Consider the following 17,716-nt stretch of genomic DNA (forward strand, 5'->3'; position numbering starts at 1 on the left):
CCGTTTACTCGATGAAAGTTCCGGTCAGACTGTCGCTGACAGGCTGTGCCGGACAAGCAATCACCGCGCGTTCGCCTGTGTTGACGAACAGGTCTGCGGGCCTGCCGGGGTCCAACTTCAAATCCGCCGCTTCGTCGGATTGCTGATCGTTCAGTTTGACCCGGGCTTTTGAAAGATCCCGCAAGTATGTTCACTTTCCAATGCGTTAGCCGAGATATCAAAGATAACACCTGGGGCCTCGGGCACATCGGCCTGCGCGAAAGGGGACAAACTGACCTGCCCCGGAAACGTCCCTCGTTCTGACGTAGAGCTTGTTTGGCTTTGGAAGGCGCAAATGAATGCGAAAAAGCTGTTTCACGAAAGCCCGGATCATCGGGATGGACCCGTCACGCTTTCGTGCCGCTCCGATTGCTTGCTATCGCAGCCTTTGCATCGAAGGCCAAAGGGCTTTCCAGCCGAGGGCCGAGTGCCTGCGTCGTCGATTGTAGAAGCCGTTGAAACATTCGAAGATTGCGATCTCGGTGTCTCTACACGTTTTCCAGGATTGCTGCCACAACAGCTCAGCTTTGATCGCCTTGAAGAAGGTTTCGACCATTGCCCGGCAGGCTCATGTATAGCATTCTTTCCAGAGGCGGGCGGCGTTATCACAGCAGTTGCTGGTTCTGGCTGAGCGGACGATTGCGGTAAACGCGATACCTTCTTGGACTGACATCCATGATCTGGCACAGCCGCTCGACAGGGAGGATGTCGGAGGTCTTGGCGGTGAAAGCAAACCTCATTTGCTTTACTCCGCAAAGAACTTGGTGGCAAATTTTAGCTCCTCTCCATCTTAAGCATGCGGTTCTTTTCCCGCAGTTCCGCGACCTCGCGCTCGAGATCAGACTGGGCGGACGGCTTCTCAGGATTGCGCCGATCCTGCTGGATCAAACGGCTCAGCGTCGAGAAGCCAATACCAAAATCCGTTGCAACCTGCTTTCGTGGCAGGCCGCTGGTTAACCTTACCCGCACTGCCTCCGCGCAAAACCCCGGGACAGGACCGGATAGACTGGCTTTAGGATCGAAATATCATCTTTCGGAAGGGTCAAAGGGGCTATGACGGCAGTAAGGAAGGTGTGTTCGAAACAGTAAGGTTTTTCACCACCATCAAAACCTGTTCCGCGCGTTGGCCTCAATACGTGGTGCGCATCTGGTATCCCTGATGGAAAGTCATGCGCACGAATGTAACGGGATCGCTGCGAAACCATGTTGTACGTTCCAGCTGAAACAACGGAGTGCCGGGCGGTACGGCCAGGAACTCCTGCAAATGCCCTGTTGCCGGGACAGCCGAGAGGGCAATTTCAGCGTTTGAAAACGGCACCTCGGACAGCAGCCATTCATTCGGCCCGGTGGTCAGGAAATCTTCGTCGAGAACCTGAGGCACGGTGCTGACGTTGATCCAGCGTTCCTCGAACTGGAACGGACGGTTGTCGGCGTGGTGCATGCATTGCAGATGGACGACCTGCGCGCCTTCGGGAATGCTCAGCTTTGCCTGCAACCACGCGGGGCAGTCGATCAGTGTTCGGCTGACCAAAGCATAGCGGTATTCGGCATTCATTTCTTCGATGGTCTGCCGAACGACAGCGATTGGCAGCTTCGCCTGCTTTACCGGCGTGGTCACAACGCGCGTGCCACCCTTGCGTTTGCGGGTGACAATGCCTTGTTCGGCAAGTTCCCGCAGCGCCCGATTGACCGTCGCCCGTGCAACGCCGAATTCGGCTGCCAATTCCATCTCGGTGGGCAACAGACTGCCCTGCGGCCAGACACGGGTTTGAATGCGGTTCACGACTTCGTCCCGAATGTCCTGGAAACCTAGATGTTTTTGATCGGTCACGTGGTGTTCATCCAATTACGTACAAACATATTGGTATTATGAGGCCATTTTTGTCAGCCCGTAAAGGCGGCAGCAAGCTCAAAGCCTCGGCATGAGATCAGCCATGGCCCGCCGATAGTCAGATACGATCCGATCCCGTGCAATATGACGGCCCCGGCGTACCTGATGGCGGCCAGCCGACCACAGATCGGTCACTACGTGATCCTTCGCGGCAAAGACCAACCCGTCGAGCAACTGTTCAGGACGCAGGGCGCAAAGCGCAGGGTCCTGACTGTCAATGGCAACAAGATCCGCCAGCATCCCTTCTGCGATCTGACCCGCCGCGCGCCCCAGGGCTTGCGCGCCACCCAAAGCCGCATTGCAATACAGTGTTTGTCCAACCGAACCGTCCCCTTCGACCAGAACATTCCGCGACAGGTCTCGCAGGCGTTGGGAATACTCCAGCGTACGCAGTTCCTCTGTCGTCGAAATCAAAATGTTTGAATCCGACCCAACTCCGAAACGACCACCGGCTTCAAGAAAGACGGCGCCATTGAAGGGGCCATCCCCCAAATTGGCCTCGGTGATCGGGCAAAGCCCCGCGACCGCGCCGGTTGCCGCCATATCGCGGGTTTCCTTTTCCGTCATATGTGTGGCGTGGATGAGGCACCAGCGTTGGTTTACCGGCGCATTGTTCAGCAGCCATTCCACCGGGCGGGCGCCCAGACCCTCGTGAACCTGCGCAACCTCCATCGGTTGTTCCGCTATGTGAATGTGGACAGGTCCCGTCTTTTTTGCGTCCAGAACCCCGGCAAGATCTTGCGGTGACGTCGCGCGCAAGGAATGCGGGGCAATGCCTATCTGACAGTCATCCGGCAGATCGCCCAGTGCCGCTTGTGCTTGCTCGACCAACGCCAGATAGCGGTCCACGTCATTGCCAAATCGTTGTTGACCCGCTTCCAACGGCTGCTCGCCGACCCCCGCATAGGAATAAAGTACGGGCAGATGCGTCAGCCCTATTCCCGTCTCGGCCGCAGCAGCCATGATCCGCTGAGACAGCTCTGCAAGATTGGCATAGGGTGTGCCGTCTGGCTGGTGATGCAGATAATGGAATTCACCAACCGAGGCGTAACCTGCTTCCTGCATCTCCATATAGACCAGTGCGGCGATCGCCTGCACCTGATCGGGCGTCAGGTGCGCGGTGAAACGATACATCAGTTCCCGCCATGTCCAGAAACTGTCGCGTCCTGCCATGCGGTATTCGGTCATCCCAGCCATCGCGCGCTGGAACGCGTGGCTGTGCAGATTGGCCAGCGCAGGCAGCAAAGTGTCGACGCATGTATCGCCATCTTGCGCCGTCGCGCCCTGTTGCAGCGACGCTATCAGACCTTCCTTGACTTCTACCCGCAGGTTCGAAGTCCAACCGGTGCTCAATAATGCGCGATTAGCGAAGACAGCCATTTTTCACCTCATTTTATGCATAGACATATAAATGATAGAAATGTACTAGAAAAGAAGGAAATGCACGGAGGTTGCGAGTCACATGCAGACGCAAACGCGGGTTTTGACGGATCTTGACGCTGCAACGATGACCGAAGGCGGCGCGCCATACGGTTTGGTTCCGAATGCCGCGATCGCGTTTCGGGACGGACAAATCGCATGGATCGGAGCTGTCGCTGACCTTCCTTCAAGATTCGCCGACCAGCCACGGACTCGACTCGGTGGACGCCTGGTTACGCCTGCGTTGATCGATTGCCACACTCATGTGGTTCACGGTGGCCATCGCGCCGCAGAATTCGAAATGCGCCTGAAAGGCGCGAGCTATGAAGAGGTTGCCCGCGCCGGGGGTGGAATCATCTCGACCGTAAAGGCCACGCGCGCGGCCGGCGTGGAGGAACTGGTCGCACAAGCATTGCCGCGAGTTGATGCGATGCTGGCCCAAGGAGTATCGGTCATCGAAGTGAAGTCCGGTTACGGGTTGGATGACAAGACTGAATTGAACATGTTGCGCGCGGCTCGGGCGTTGCCGGATCATCGTCCCATCCGCATTCTGACCAGCTTTTTGGGGGCTCATGCGGTGCCTCGGGACTATGAGGGCAGGGCGTCGGACTACATTCATCAGGTCTGCATTCCCACGCTTCGCGCCGCTCATGCCGAGGGATTGGTCGATGCGGTCGATGCCTTCTGCGAAGGCATTGCTTTTCAACCGGAAAAGTTGATCCCACTGTTTGATGTCGCGACAGAGCTTGGCCTGCCGATCAAGATCCACGCCGAGCAATTGTCGAATTTGGGCGGCGCAAAACTGGCTGCCGGATACGGCGCGCTTTCGGCAGATCATATAGAATACCTTGACGAAGCAGGTGTTCAGGCCATGGCGCGGGCCGGAACCGTAGGCGTCATTTTGCCGGGTGCGTTCTACACACTGCGCGAAACACAGGCGCCACCGATTGACCTGTTGCGCCAGCACGGTGTGCCCATGGCGCTTGCTACGGATTGCAACCCCGGTTCGGCGCCGATGACCTCGTTGCTGCTTGCGATGAACATGGGCTGCACCCTGTTTCGCATGACGCCAGAGGAGGCCCTTAAGGGCGTAACGACCCACGCGGCCCGCGCTCTCGGCATGGCTGACTGCGGTCAGATCTCAGTCGGGCGGCGCGCTGATCTGGCGGTTTGGAATGTCGAACACCCTGCGGAACTGGCCTATCGCATCGGCTTCAACCCTCTTCATACTCGCATATTCGGAGGCATATTTTGACGACGCTCACCCTCACCCCGGGCACCGCTACCCTGTCACAGCTGGAACAGGTCTTTCGCGAAGAGCGCGCTGTTCAACTGGATCCCGCTTGCCGCCCGGCCGTCGAAGAAGCGCACAAGCGCATCGCCGATGCGGCGGCGGGAGAGGCCGCCGTATATGGCGTGAACACAGGGTTCGGGAAACTGGCCAGCGTCAAAATCGCGGCCGAGGACACAGCAACCCTGCAGCGCAACCTGATCCTCAGCCATTGCTGCGGTGTGGGCCCTGCGGTCCCGCGCAACCACGCAAGGTTGATGATGGTTCTGAAATTGCTGAGCCTGGGGCGCGGGGCCTCGGGGGTTCGGCCAGAGGTGATCACCCTGCTGGAAGGGATGTTGTCCAAGGGTGTGACCCCGGTGATCCCGGCGCAGGGTTCGGTCGGGGCTTCGGGCGATCTTGCGCCCTTGTCCCACATGGCTGCCGTCATGATGGGCGCTGGTGAGGCCGAATTCGGTGGCGATGTGATGCCCGGTGCCGTTGCGCTGTCCAAATCGGGTCTGCAACCGATCGAACTGGGCCCCAAAGAAGGGCTGGCGTTGATCAATGGCACCCAGTTTTCGACGGCCTTTGCACTGGCCGGCCTGTTTGGCGCATGGCAGGCGGCGCAAAGCGCGCTGGTTACCTCGGCGCTGACGACGGATGCGATCATGGGATCGACCGCCCCGTTGCAACCGGAAATCCACACGCTGCGCGGGCATCGCGGGCAGATCGAGGCCGGCGTGACCATGCGAGCGCTGCTGGCCGGGTCGGTCATTCGTGAAAGCCATCGGGATGGCGATACCCGCGTTCAGGATCCGTATTGCATCCGCTGTCAGCCTCAGGTGGTGGGCGCCGCGATGGATGTGCTGAGGCAGGCCGCGACAACGCTGGAAATCGAGGCCAACGCGGCGACGGACAATCCTCTGGTTCTATCGGAAACCGGCCTGATCGTTTCGGGCGGGAATTTTCATGCCGAACCGGTTGGGTTTGCTGCGGACATGATTGCGCTTGCCGTGGCCGAGATCGGGGCAATTGCGCAACGCCGCATTGCGTTGATCGTCGACCCTGCGCTCAGCTTTGATCTGCCGCCGTTTCTGACGCCCAACCCGGGCCTGAATTCGGGCTACATGATCGCCGAGGTGACGACCGCCGCACTGATGAGCGAAAACAAGCATCTGGCCAATCCGTGCGTGACGGACTCGACGCCCACATCGGCCAATCAGGAAGATCACGTTTCGATGGCGGCTCATGGCGCGCGGCGGTTGGGGCAGATGGTTGCCAATCTGGAACGTATTCTGGGGGTCGAGCTGCTCTGTGCCACACAAGGTGTCGAATTCCGTGCGCCGCTGCCCACGAGCGAAACGTTGCAGGCCGTGATGGCACGGCTGCGTGCCGAGGTGCCAGCCTTGGGAGATGATCGCTATATGGCGACCGAGATCGAAGCAGCCTCGGCCCTGATTGCCAGTGGCGAGATTGCCCAAGGCACGGGCATCGCCATGCCGGAACTTGGCGCATGAGCGGCCCGGTCGAAATCACACGTGGTGAAAGCCCCATTGTGCTGGGTCTGCCGCATACCGGCACCTATGTGCCCGCCACGATCGAGGCCAAGTTGAATGCGCGGGGCAGGGCATTGACGGATACGGATTGGCATATTCATACCTTGTATGAAGGACTTCTGCCCGGTGCGACCACGGTTCGGGCGACCTTCCACCGATATGTGATCGACGCCAACCGGGACCCGTCGGGCGTGTCGCTTTATCCCGGTCAGAACACGACAACCCTTGTGCCGCTGACGGATTTCGACGGCCAGGGCATCTGGGACATCCCGCCTTCCGGAAAGGATATCCTCGAACGACGGGAAGCTTTCCATGCGCCGTATCATGCCGCCCTGAAGGCCGAGCTGGAACGCGTGAAGGCGGCCCATGGGTTTGCGGTGCTGTATGATTGCCACTCGATCCGCAGCCATATTCCTTTTCTGTTCGAAGGTACTTTGCCCGATTTGAACATCGGCACGAACAATGGGGCGACCTGTGCACCGGAAATCGAAGCCATAACACATGAATTCGCGGCGTCCTCGCCCTATACGGCTGTTTTGAATGGGCGGTTCAAGGGCGGATGGACAACGCGCCACTATGGGCGCCCCTCGGAAGGGGTGCACGCGATCCAGATGGAGCTGGCTCAGTCGGCTTACCTGAGCGCCGAAGCGCCGCCCTGGACTTTTGATACCGACAAAGCCGACCGCCTGCGCCGTTGGCTCAAAGATATCCTTGACGCCATCCACGACACTGCATTGGAGCTTGCCCGATGACCGACCCTCGTAAAAACACCCGTGACATCTATCCCCCGACAGGGCCCGAACTGAACGCCAAAAGCTGGATGACCGAAGCGCCGATGCGGATGCTGATGAACAATCTGCACCCGGATGTGGCCGAGAACCCGCATGAGCTGGTTGTCTACGGTGGCATCGGCCGTGCCGCACGGACGTGGAAAGATTTTGATACCATCGTTGCCAGCCTCAAGGGCCTGGAGGAAGATGAAACGCTTGTGGTGCAATCCGGCAAGCCGGTCGCCATCGTGCGGACGCATGCCGATGCTCCTCGGGTGCTGATCGCGAACTCGAACCTCGTGCCGCATTGGGCCAACTGGGATCACTTCAACGAGCTCGATAAGAAGGGCCTGATGATGTACGGCCAGATGACGGCCGGTTCGTGGATCTATATTGGGACGCAAGGCATCGTTCAGGGCACTTACGAAACCTTTGCCGAGGCGGGACGTCAACACTATGACGGGGACCTGACCGGCAAGTGGATTCTGACTGGCGGTCTGGGCGGCATGGGTGGCGCGCAACCTCTGGCAGCGGTCTTTGCAGGGGCGTGTTGCCTGGCTGTCGAGTGTAATCCTGACAGCATCGATTTCCGCCTGCGCACCAAGTACCTCGACGAAAAAGCCGAGACGCTGGACGAAGCGCTCGAAATGATCGACCGCTGGACCCGGGCGGGCGAGGCGAAATCGGTCGGTTTGCTGGGCAATGCCGCCGAGGTTTTCCCCGAAATCTACCGGCGGATGCAGGCGGGCGGCATGCGCCCCGATATCGTGACCGATCAGACCAGCGCCCATGATCCGGTCAACGGCTACCTGCCGCTGGGCTGGAGCATGGCGCAGTGGAAAGACAAGAGGGAAAGCGACCCCAAGGCCGTGGAAAAGGCAGCCCGAGCGTCGATGAAACAACACGTGGCCGCCATGGTCGATTTCTGGAACGCGGGTGTGCCGACCTTGGACTATGGCAACAACATCCGGCAGGTGGCGCAGGACGAAGGCTTGGAAAACGCCTTTGCCTTCCCCGGTTTCGTGCCCGCCTATATCCGCCCGTTGTTCTGCCGTGGCATCGGCCCGTTCCGCTGGTGCGCGCTGTCGGGTGATCCCGAGGATATCTACAAAACCGACGCCAAGATGAAGGAACTTTTCCCCGACAACACGCATCTGCACAACTGGCTCGACATGGCACAGGAGCGCATCGCGTTTCAGGGCCTTCCCGCGCGGATCTGCTGGATCGGACTGGGCGACCGCCACAAGGCCGGGCTGGCATTCAACGAGATGGTTAGGAATGGAGAATTGAAGGCACCGGTCGTCATCGGTCGTGACCACCTCGACAGCGGTTCGGTGGCGTCGCCGAACCGCGAAACCGAAGCGATGAAGGACGGCTCGGATGCCGTGTCGGATTGGCCGCTGCTGAACGCGCTGGTCAATACCGCCTCGGGCGCGACATGGGTCTCGCTGCACCACGGAGGCGGCGTTGGCATGGGTTTCAGCCAACATGCGGGTGTCGTGATTTGTGCCGACGGAACAGATGCAGCGGCCAGACGTCTCGAACGGGTTCTGTGGAATGATCCGGCTTCGGGCGTCTGGCGTCACGCAGATGCGGGTTACGAGGATGCCAAGGCCTGCGCACGTGAACACGGGCTGCGTCTGCCGGGGATTTTGGGCTGATTTGCCATTCATCTTTGAATTTGTCTGCATGGCTTAGCGCTAACGTCTCATTTTCCGGTTTCGAACCGGGGATGTTTCCGCTAGGGCTAAGCCGTTAAGCAGCCCGCCAGGCTAACGACAACTGACAAAGGTGGCTCGCCCGTTGCTCGATATCGCACAAGTCCGCACTGTTCTTTCGGACGTCTATGACCTTGCCCCATCGGCCACATTGGCCAATGAGATGAAAGACACGTTTGCCCGTATGGATCGTGTGATCAGTCCGCCGGATTGGGCGATCTATGCGCCTTATGTGCGGGCGATCAACGCGCTCAAGAAAGAGCGTAACGCCGTGATCCTTGGGCACAATTACATGACACCGGAAATCTATCATGGTGTGTCCGATTTCGTGGGTGACAGCCTGCAACTGGCGATCAAGGCCAGCGAGGTGGAAGAGGATGTGATCGTTCAGGCCGGGGTTCATTTCATGGCCGAGACATCGAAAGTTCTGAGCCCCGAAAAAACGGTTCTGATGCCCGACATGGATGCGGGTTGTTCTTTGGCAGAATCGATTACTGCTGAAGGAATCGACGAAATGCGGGCCAAATACCCCGGCGCGCCGGTTGTGTCTTACGTGAACACCACTGCCGAGGTCAAAGCGGCCTCGGACATCTGCTGCACCTCGTCGAACGCCTTGCAGATCGTGAATGCGATGGAGAGCGACACGGTCATCATGACGCCGGATCAGTATCTGGCTCAAAACGTGGCCAATGAAAGCCACAAGAACGTGGTGTTCTGGCCCGGTTCCTGCATCGTGCATGAACAATACACCGCGCAGGACCTGCGCGACTTCCGCGAATGGAACCCCGGAACGCGCCTGATTGCGCACCCGGAATGCCCGCCGGATGTTGTGGCCGAGGCGGATTATTCTGGTTCAACCAGCGGTATCATCAAATATGTGCATGATGAGAAACCCGAAAAGGCGATGCTGATCACCGAATGTTCCATGGCGTCGAACATCGCCGATGAACTGCCCGAGGTCGATTTCGTAGGGCCGTGCAACATGTGCCCGTACATGAAAAAGATCACGCTTGAGAAGATTCTCTATGCCCTGCACACGATGGAAGGCCAGGTCGAGGTCGCCGAAGACGTGGCAGAGAAGGCTCGCAAATCCGTTCAGGCGATGATTGATCTGTCTCGCAAACTCGGCATCTGATCGGCAATGACCGACATCACCACGGATCGCGTCATTATTGTCGGGGCCGGGATTGGCGCGCTTTATGCTGCGCTGAAACTGGCACCGCGACCGGTGGTGATCATCTCGCCTGACCCGCTGGGCGAAGGCGCAAGTTCGGCATGGGCGCAGGGGGGCGTGGCGGCGGCGATGGACCTGGCCGACAGCCCGGAAAGCCACGCCGTTGACACCGTCAATGCCGGGGCTGGAACCGTCGAGCCTGACGTTGCGGATTTGGTGACGCGAGAGGCACGGGACTATATTCTGGACCTGACCACTTTGGGCACACCGTTTGATCGCACCGAGGGTGGCGGATATGTCCTGTCCCGAGAAGCCGCGCACAGTTTTGCGCGCGTGGTGCGGGTAAAGGGGGATCAGGCCGGCAGTGAAATCATGGCCGCCCTGATCGAACGAGTGTGCGAAACTCCTTCGGTGCAGGTGTTGGAAGGGGTCCTTGCCATTGCGTTGGAAGTGACGGAAGGGCGCGTGGTGGGCGTTGTTTTGCAGGACGCCTCGGAAAGCGGATCCGCGCCTGTGACGCTTCGTGCACCTGCCGTATTGTTGGCGGGTGGTGGTTCTGGCGGGCTTTATGCCCTGACGACCAATCCGGCCCGCATCCGCGGGCAGGTCATCGGAATGGCCGCACGGGCGGGGGCGCTGATCGCCGACGCCGAATTCGTGCAGTTCCACCCCACCGCCATGGACGTAGGTGAAGACCCGGCCCCGCTGGCGACCGAGGCCCTGCGCGGAGAAGGGGCAATACTGGTAAACAAGCGTGGCGAGCGGTTCATGCAGGCCGTTCATCCTGATGCCGAGCTTGCCCCGCGCGACGTTGTGGCCCGCGCGATATTTGCCGAGGTGCAGGCCGGCAACCGCCCGATGCTGGATACCCGCAAGGCTTTGGGCGCGCAAATCAACGAACTTTTCCCGGCGGTTGCCGCATATTGCGCGCGCAACGGAATCGATCCGGTCCGGGATGCGATCCCGGTCGCTCCGGCAGCGCATTACCACATGGGCGGGATTGCCACAGGCACTGATGGCCGCGCGACGCTGGATCGGTTGTGGGTGTGCGGCGAGGCGTCCTCGACCGGCCTTCACGGCGCCAACCGGCTGGCCTCGAACGGTTTGCTCGAAGCGTTGGTGTTTGCACGCATCTGTGCCGAGGACATTGCGCGTTCGATGCCGGACATATCCGGGTCGGAACCTGTGGCCCTTCGATTTGATCAAGCTGACATCCCTGATACGTCCGATGCAGTCAGTGTATTGCGCATGACCATGTCGCGCGATGTCGGCGTGGTCCGGGACCGCGCCGGGTTATGCCGGGCATTGCACAGGATTGCCACGCTCGAAGAGCAGCATGGCACATGCCCGTCCTTCAGAAACATGTGTGCCACAGCAACCCTGATCGCCGCGGCGGCATTGCAGCGCGAAGAAAGCCGCGGCGCGCATGAGCGATCCGACTTTCCGGAAACTGCCGACGGCCCCGGCAAGCGATCCGGGATGTATCTTAGCGACGCGCTGCACATTCGCGCCGAAGCCTGCAAGGAAATACCATGAGTTTTGCGACCCTGCCCGATCTGATCCTCGAACCCGTCATCCGCGCGGCGCTGATGGAGGATCTGGGAGCTTACGGTGATGTGACCACCCGCGCCGTGATCCCGCCGAGCACGACCTATACAGCCCGGCTGAATGCGCGCGAGGACGCCGTTGTTTCGGGCATGCAGGTGGCGACGATAGCGTTCCGGCTGGTCGACCCGACGCTTGAAGTTGAGGTGCTTGTCAAGGATGGCCAGTCCTGTCGGTGCGGCGACACGCTGATGACCATCAAAGGGTCCGCGGCCTCGATCCTGTCGGGTGAGCGGGTCGCGCTGAATTTTGCCGGTCGCCTGACCGGTATTGCCACAAAAACTGCCACCTTTGTCCAGCAGACAAAGGGCACGAATGCCCGCATGACCTGTACCCGCAAAACCACGCCCGGACTACGCATCGTGGAAAAACAGGCCGTGCTGCATGGTGGCGGTTTCAATCATCGCTATTCGTTGTCCGACGCGATCCTGATCAAGGACAACCACATTGCCGCCGCCGGGGGTGTGCGTCAGGTTCTTGAGGTCGCCAAAGCGCAAGCCAGCCACATGATGGCCGTCGAGATCGAAGTCGATCGACTGGACCAACTGGCCGAAGTCCTCAGGATTGGCGGCGCGTCCGTCGTATTGCTGGACAATATGGACAACGAGATGCTGCGCGAAGCGGTTGCCATGGTGGACGGGCGGATGAAGACCGAAGCCAGCGGCAATGTGACGTTGGACCGTGTCGCATCGATTGCGGCGACCGGGGTCGATTACATCTCGTCCGGGGCGCTGACGCATTCCGCCCGAACCGTTGATCTGGGCCTTGATTTCTGAAAAGCGCGGCATTTCCGCTTGATTTGGGATCGTTTGCGCCAACACGGTTGCGCCTTCAGATTTTATCGATAATAAATCCACGGCAACGCAAGCTGCAGGAAGTTTTATAGATAAAATGATCATCCCTCATTCCGGCTGGACCCGAAAGTCTGCGCAAGCGGTTCATGACCTCCCGTTGATGGACCTTCTGTTCCGGGCACAGACTGTGCACCGCGAGAACTTTGATCCGAACAAGATCCAGACCTCTAAGCTGCTGTCGATCAAAACCGGCGGGTGCGCCGAGGATTGCGCCTATTGCTCGCAGTCGGCCCGCAATGGTTCCACCCTGCCTGCATCGAAACTGATCGAGGTTCAGCGTGTCCTGGCCGAGGCCAAAAAGGCCCGCGACGGTGGCGCGACCCGGTTCTGCATGGGGGCCGCCTGGCGCGAGCCCAAGCCGCGCGATATGCCTGCGCTGGTCGCCATGGTGGAAGGCGTCAAGGCGATGGGCATGGAAACCTGCATGACGCTGGGCATGCTGGATGACACCCAGGTGGTTCAGCTGCGCGATGCCGGGTTGGATTATTACAACCACAATATCGACACGTCCGAACGCTACTATTCCGAAGTGATCACCACCCGTACTTTCTCGGACCGGATCGACACGATGAACCGGGTGCAGGAAGCCGGAGTCAAGGTCTGCTCGGGTGGTATTCTGGGGATGGGTGAACATACCGGTGACCGTATCGACATGTTGCTGACTTTGGCCAACATGACCCCGCCGCCGGATTCGGTGCCGATCAACATGTTGATGCCACAAGCGGATACCCCGCTGGCTGATGCCGAACCGGTTGATCCGATCGACTTTGTGCGGATCATCGCGACCGCTCGCATTCTGATGCCCAAAGCCTATGTTCGGTTGTCCGCCGGTCGCAGTGACATGAGCGACGAGATGCAGGCGATGTGCTTCTTCGCCGGGGCAAATTCCATCTTTGTCGGTGAAACTCTTTTGACGGCGGAAAACCCCGAAGAAGACACCGACTCGATCCTGTTTGCGAAACTTGGCCTTCAGGCCGAAACGGCTGAAGAACACAACCGCACGGAAGCCGCCGAATGAAAGCAGTCGAACGACTGGAATCCATGCTCGATGCACTGGAAGCCCGGCACCGCCGTCGGGCTCTGATCCCGGCGCGGGGGCTGGATTTTGCGTCCAACGACTATTTGGGGTTGGCCGGGTCAAGCCTGTTGCAAGAGGCGGCACAGGCAGCGCTGGCGCGCGGCGTGCCCGTAGGCTCGGGCGGCTCGCGTCTGCTGCGGGGAAATCACCCGGAGCATGAGGCGCTGGAACATGAAGCAGCTGCGTTCTTTGGGGCCGAGGCCGCATTGTTCATGGGTGGAGGGTTTCAGGCAAATCAGGCAATCTTTTCCACGCTGCCAGCGGCCGGGGATCTGGTTTTGTATGACGAACTGGTTCACGCCAGCGCCCACGAGGGGATGCGTACCAGCCGAGCGGATCTGCGCGCCTTTCGTCACAACGACGTCGCGGATGCGCGCAACGTTTTGACCGAATGGCGATCCGCTGGTGGGCCGGGTCAGGTATGGATTGCTGTTGAAAGCGTCTATTCCATGGAAGGCGATCTGGCCCCGCTAAAGGACCTGTCATGTCTGGCGCGTGAAGCCGAAGCCGTTCTGATCGTGGATGAGGCGCACGCCACTGGCGTTTTCGGGGCAAATGGCAAAGGTCTGGCGCATGATCTGAACGTTGACCTTTTGACCCTGCATACCTGCGGCAAGGGGCTTGGAGTTTCCGGCGGGCTGATCTGTGGCCCGCGTGCGATGATCGATACCCTGATCAACCGCGCACGACCCTTTATCTTTGCAACGGCGCCGTCGCCTTTGAATGTTGCGCTGGTACGGGCTGTCCTGCGTGAACTGGCCGGGACTGACGATTTGGTCACTGCTGCACGCAAACGTCTGCGCCATGCACATGATGCGGCCCGTGAAACAGGGTTGCCTGACACGGCCTTGAACAGCCAGATCATTCCCGTCGTTCTTGGGGATGAGGCCCGCACGATGGCGATGGCACAGGCTTTGCAACATCAGGGGTTCGACATTCGCGGCATTCGCCCGCCTACCGTTCCAAAAGGCACATCCCGTCTGCGTGTCTCGATCACCGGGAATGTCAGTCCAGAGGACATTTCGGCCCTGTTCGCAGCCATCTCCAGCCATCAGTCGGAGGCCGCATGAGCGCTCTGGTCATTGTCGGAACCGACACCGGCGTCGGAAAAACAGTTTTTTCGGCTGGCCTGACGGCGGCCCTGAACGCCAGTTACTGGAAGCCGGTTCAATCGGGCCTCGAGGATGCAACGGACACGGAAACCGTCTGCACCTTGTCCGGCGTGGACGTGTTGCCTGAAGCGTATCGCCTGAACATGCCTGCCTCACCCCATCTTTCTGCGGAAGATATGGGCATTGAGATCGATCTGTCCCGGCTTGCGCTGCCGCACGTGGACGGGCCGCTGGTTGTGGAAGGGGCAGGGGGGCTGATGGTGCCTCTGAACCGCAAATCCTACTATCTGGATCTGATCGCCCAATGGCAGGCCCCGGTCGTTCTGGTCGCACGAACGGCGCTGGGAACGATCAGCCACACCACGTTGTCCCTGATGGCGCTTCGAAGCGCTGGGTGCGAGGTGGTCGGCGTTGCCTTTGTCGGAGATCCGGAGCCTGACGTGGAGCAAACCATCGTCGAAATGAGCAAGGTTCGACATCTCGGACGCTTGCCATATCTTGGAGACCTGACTCAGCAAAGCTTGTCAGATGCGTTTTCGGCCATAGACGTGGCGACCATACGGAGGTTTCTGTGACCCCGCTGGAGTTTGACGCCCACCACCTTTGGCATCCCTATACCAACGTGGCCGATCCCGGTGCGATGCATCTCATCGACCGGGCCGAGGGCGTGTATCTCTATCGGGAGGACGGCGCAAAGATGATAGACGCCATGTCGTCATGGTGGTGCGCCATCCACGGCCACAAGCATCCCGAAATCACATCCGCCATGAAGTCCCAGCTGGAAAAGATGCCTCATGTGATGTTCGGGGGGCTGACACACCGTCCGGCCATAGACCTGGGGCGCAGGATGGTCGACATGTTGCCCGAGGGGCTGGATCGCATTTTCTATTGCGACAGTGGGTCTGTCTCGGTCGAAGTGTCGATGAAGATGGCGGTGCAGTACCAAATGGCCCATGGCCGCACCCGCAAATTCGAGTTTGCCACAATTCGGGGCGGCTATCACGGTGACACGTGGAAAGCGATGAGCGTCTGTGACCCGGTCACGGGTATGCACGGGCTGTTCCGAGGCGCTTTGTCGATCCAGCACTTCCTGCCGCGTCCCCAGGTTCGGTTGGAGGATGACTGGCCCGAAGACCCGGCGCTGAACGGGTTGGGGGCGCTGGAACGACTGTTGGCCGACAAGGGTGATCACCTCGCGGCCCTGATCCTTGAACCCGTGGTTCAAGGCGCCGGGGGCATGTATTTCTATCATCCCCAATGGCTGCGCGCGGCGCGCGCCATGTGCGATGCCCATGACGTGCTGATCATTTTCGATGAGATCGCAACCGGGTTTGGCCGAACCGGCAAGCTGTTTGCCACCGATCATGCGGGCATCACCCCGGATATAATGTGTCTGGGCAAGGCATTGACCGGGGGGCATATCTCGTTTGCTGCTACCGTAACCAGCAAGCAGGTGGCGTATGGCATTGGCAACAGTGAGGCCGGAGTGTTCATGCACGGCCCGACCTATATGGCCAACCCTCTGGCCTGTGCCGCAGGATCGGCCAGCCTTGGTCTTCTTGCCGGGGGGAGCTGGCAACGCCAGGTCGCAGATATCGAAGACCAGATGCGGACCGAGCTGGAACCAGCACGCGGTTTGCCGGGCGTAGCAGACGTCAGGGTTCTCGGCGCCATTGGCGTTATCGAGATGAAGGAAACGGTTGATCCTTCTGTCGCTCACCGGCTGGCCCCTGAAACCGGAGTGTGGCTGCGCCCCTTTGCGCGCAACATCTATTGTATGCCGCCTTACATTGTTTCGCCTGATGAACTCAGCCGGATCACCAGCGCGATGGTCGCTTTGGCCGGGGGGCAGCAATGAAACACCGGTGGCTGGCGCAATCGGATGACAGCAGGCTGACACTGGTCTTCGGGGGTTGGGCGCTGGGTGCTGCTCCGTTCCGCGGGCTGACCGGAGGCGGATCTGTTCTGCTGGTGGATGACTATACCGGGCTCGATGATCCCCTGCCCGATCTGGCCGGGTTTGACCACGTCGACATGCTTGCGTTTTCCTTCGGTGTCGCGTCCGCGGCCCATTGGCTGGCCAGCACTCATTTTCGCCCTGACCGGCTGGTTGCCGTCAGCGGTACGTTGCATCCTGCCTGCGCGGACCGGGGCATCGCGCCTGATATTGTCCGGGCCACGGCGGATCAGCTGTCATCGGCAAGCTTCATCAAGTTTTGCCGACGCGCCGGACTGTCTGCTGACATACCTGAACTGGACATCGAGCGGGCAAGAAAGGAGCTTCACGCGGTCATCGAACGCGGCTCGGCCCCTGATCCCGGTTTTGATCGGGTTTGGATATCAGAGCGGGACCGGATCATTCCGACCAATGCTCAAAAGACGGCCTGGGCTGCAACCCCGGATGTGGTCAAGGGCGTCGCCGCTCCGCATGTACCTTTCCAACCGGGCCAAAGCTGGGCGGAGTGGCTGTCATGACGGCGCAATTGGCGGACAAGGTGCAGCGAAGCTTCAGCCGAAGCTTCCAGACTTACAACGACACAGCCAGCCAGCAGGCGTGGGTTGCCCGCAAGCTGGTTTCCGAGATGCGCCGGGTTGGCGCGCCGAACCGGTTTGATGTGGCGTTCGAGCTAGGATGCGGCACTGGCCATCTGACCCGGTTGCTGCGGCAGAACTTTGACCTTCCCGATCTTTACCTGAACGATATCGCGCCGCAGGCTCGGGCGACGGCAGATGCGGAAAACGCGGCTTTCATTGCCGGAGACGTCCGCCTGGTCGAATGGCCCGCAAAGCTGGATTTGGTCGCGTCGGCCTCGATGATCCAGTGGATGGAGAATCCGGCCGGTTTGCTGCAACAGGTTGCCGAAGCGCTTGAGCCCGGAGGGTGGCTGGCCATTTCCGGGTTTGGCCCATTGCAATATCAAGAGCTTGCGCACATCGGATCGACAGCCCGTGCACCGGGCCTATGCCTGCCTGACACCCTTGCAACCGCCATAGATGGGCCGTTCAAGATTCTGACGGTTGGCCAAAGCGTTCGGCCATCCTACTTTGACACGCCCAGAGAAGTGCTGAAACATTTGCGCAGTACAGGGGTTAATGGCCGGGCTCGGGGTGCATGGACCCGGTCCACCTTGGCCCGGTTCGAAGCTGACTACGTGCAGAAGTTCGGAACTGACGGCAGGGTTCCTCTGACTTACCACCCGGTGTGGGTCATCGCCGAAAAGCGTTAG

The 17,716-nt window shown here is 59.9% G+C and carries 18 protein-coding genes and 1 pseudogene; 14 read left to right on the forward strand and 5 right to left on the reverse strand.

The window, feature by feature from the left end; all coding sequences use genetic code 11:
* Positions 1-4 precede the first annotated feature (4 nt).
* From AC2FF8_RS10760 to AC2FF8_RS10770, 3 genes and pseudogenes are all read right to left on the reverse strand, one after another.
* The gene (locus tag AC2FF8_RS10760) at positions 5-184 is read right to left on the reverse strand and encodes a hypothetical protein (RefSeq protein ID WP_496879670.1); all 180 of its coding nucleotides are present in this window, start codon (positions 182-184) and stop codon (positions 5-7) included.
* Between the two features lie 202 nt (positions 185-386).
* Positions 387-598: pseudogene (locus AC2FF8_RS10765) on the reverse strand (integrase core domain-containing protein); the annotation flags it as partial.
* A 46-nt stretch (positions 599-644) separates the two neighbouring features.
* Positions 645-779: a hypothetical protein gene (locus AC2FF8_RS10770; RefSeq protein ID WP_496879671.1), complete on the reverse strand. Its 135-nt coding sequence runs from the start codon at positions 777-779 to the stop codon at positions 645-647.
* Here AC2FF8_RS10770 and AC2FF8_RS10775 point away from each other — a divergent pair.
* Positions 715-996: a hypothetical protein gene (locus tag AC2FF8_RS10775; protein ID WP_496879789.1), complete on the forward strand. Its 282-nt coding sequence runs from the start codon at positions 715-717 to the stop codon at positions 994-996. The two genes, AC2FF8_RS10770 and AC2FF8_RS10775, sit on opposite strands and share 65 nt — an antisense overlap.
* A gap of 172 nt (positions 997-1,168) precedes the next feature.
* Here AC2FF8_RS10775 and hutC read toward each other — a convergent pair whose 3' ends face one another.
* Complete coding sequence (hutC, locus tag AC2FF8_RS10780; RefSeq protein WP_496879672.1) at positions 1,169-1,870, reverse strand: histidine utilization transcriptional repressor HutC; 702 nt, start codon at positions 1,868-1,870, stop codon at positions 1,169-1,171.
* Between the two features lie 78 nt (positions 1,871-1,948).
* Positions 1,949-3,310: a formimidoylglutamate deiminase gene (locus tag AC2FF8_RS10785; RefSeq protein WP_496872403.1), complete on the reverse strand. Its 1,362-nt coding sequence runs from the start codon at positions 3,308-3,310 to the stop codon at positions 1,949-1,951.
* An 82-nt stretch (positions 3,311-3,392) separates the two neighbouring features.
* Between AC2FF8_RS10785 and hutI the strand changes: the two genes are divergently transcribed.
* The 13 genes from hutI to AC2FF8_RS10850 all read left to right on the forward strand — a co-directional run bounded on the left by hutI (position 3,393) and on the right by AC2FF8_RS10850 (position 17,716).
* Complete coding sequence (hutI, locus tag AC2FF8_RS10790) at positions 3,393-4,604, forward strand: imidazolonepropionase (protein ID WP_496879673.1); 1,212 nt, start codon at positions 3,393-3,395, stop codon at positions 4,602-4,604.
* Entirely contained in the window at positions 4,601-6,139 is a 1,539-nt protein-coding gene (hutH, locus tag AC2FF8_RS10795) for a histidine ammonia-lyase (RefSeq protein ID WP_496879674.1), read from the forward strand. Before hutI ends, hutH begins: the two co-directional genes overlap by 4 nt.
* Complete coding sequence (gene hutG / locus AC2FF8_RS10800; RefSeq protein ID WP_425079656.1) at positions 6,136-6,930, forward strand: N-formylglutamate deformylase; 795 nt, start codon at positions 6,136-6,138, stop codon at positions 6,928-6,930. Before hutH ends, hutG begins: the two co-directional genes overlap by 4 nt.
* Positions 6,927-8,609 (forward strand): urocanate hydratase, encoded by a 1,683-nt coding sequence (gene hutU / locus AC2FF8_RS10805; protein WP_496879675.1) that lies wholly within the window; start codon positions 6,927-6,929, stop codon positions 8,607-8,609. The genes hutG and hutU overlap by 4 nt, the downstream gene beginning before the upstream one ends.
* Before the next feature lie 142 nt (positions 8,610-8,751).
* Positions 8,752-9,801 carry a quinolinate synthase NadA gene (gene nadA, locus AC2FF8_RS10810; protein ID WP_496879676.1) on the forward strand — a complete coding sequence of 350 codons (1,050 nt, stop codon included), beginning with the start codon at positions 8,752-8,754 and terminating at the stop codon, positions 9,799-9,801.
* 6 nt (positions 9,802-9,807) lie between these two features.
* Entirely contained in the window at positions 9,808-11,376 is a 1,569-nt protein-coding gene (locus tag AC2FF8_RS10815) for an L-aspartate oxidase (protein WP_496879677.1), read from the forward strand.
* The gene (gene nadC / locus AC2FF8_RS10820; protein ID WP_496879678.1) at positions 11,373-12,221 is read left to right on the forward strand and encodes a carboxylating nicotinate-nucleotide diphosphorylase; all 849 of its coding nucleotides are present in this window, start codon (positions 11,373-11,375) and stop codon (positions 12,219-12,221) included. The genes AC2FF8_RS10815 and nadC overlap by 4 nt, the downstream gene beginning before the upstream one ends.
* Positions 12,222-12,399: 178 nt before the next feature.
* A complete protein-coding gene (bioB, locus tag AC2FF8_RS10825) occupies positions 12,400-13,317 on the forward strand; it encodes a biotin synthase BioB (RefSeq protein WP_496879679.1) in 918 nt (305 codons plus the stop codon).
* Positions 13,314-14,447, forward strand: a complete 1,134-nt coding sequence (locus AC2FF8_RS10830) for an 8-amino-7-oxononanoate synthase (RefSeq protein ID WP_496879680.1) — start codon at positions 13,314-13,316, stop codon at positions 14,445-14,447. The genes bioB and AC2FF8_RS10830 overlap by 4 nt, the downstream gene beginning before the upstream one ends.
* Entirely contained in the window at positions 14,444-15,064 is a 621-nt protein-coding gene (bioD, locus tag AC2FF8_RS10835; RefSeq protein WP_496879681.1) for a dethiobiotin synthase, read from the forward strand. Before AC2FF8_RS10830 ends, bioD begins: the two co-directional genes overlap by 4 nt.
* Complete coding sequence (gene bioA, locus AC2FF8_RS10840; protein WP_425079649.1) at positions 15,061-16,347, forward strand: adenosylmethionine--8-amino-7-oxononanoate transaminase; 1,287 nt, start codon at positions 15,061-15,063, stop codon at positions 16,345-16,347. The genes bioD and bioA overlap by 4 nt, the downstream gene beginning before the upstream one ends.
* Positions 16,344-16,964, forward strand: coding sequence for a pimeloyl-ACP methyl esterase BioG family protein (locus AC2FF8_RS10845; protein ID WP_425079648.1), 621 nt, complete (start codon positions 16,344-16,346; stop codon positions 16,962-16,964). The genes bioA and AC2FF8_RS10845 overlap by 4 nt, the downstream gene beginning before the upstream one ends.
* Positions 16,961-17,716 carry a methyltransferase domain-containing protein gene (locus AC2FF8_RS10850; protein WP_170345316.1) on the forward strand — a complete coding sequence of 252 codons (756 nt, stop codon included), beginning with the start codon at positions 16,961-16,963 and terminating at the stop codon, positions 17,714-17,716. The genes AC2FF8_RS10845 and AC2FF8_RS10850 overlap by 4 nt, the downstream gene beginning before the upstream one ends.

Source organism: Ruegeria sp. YTSA144, assembly GCF_059610125.1.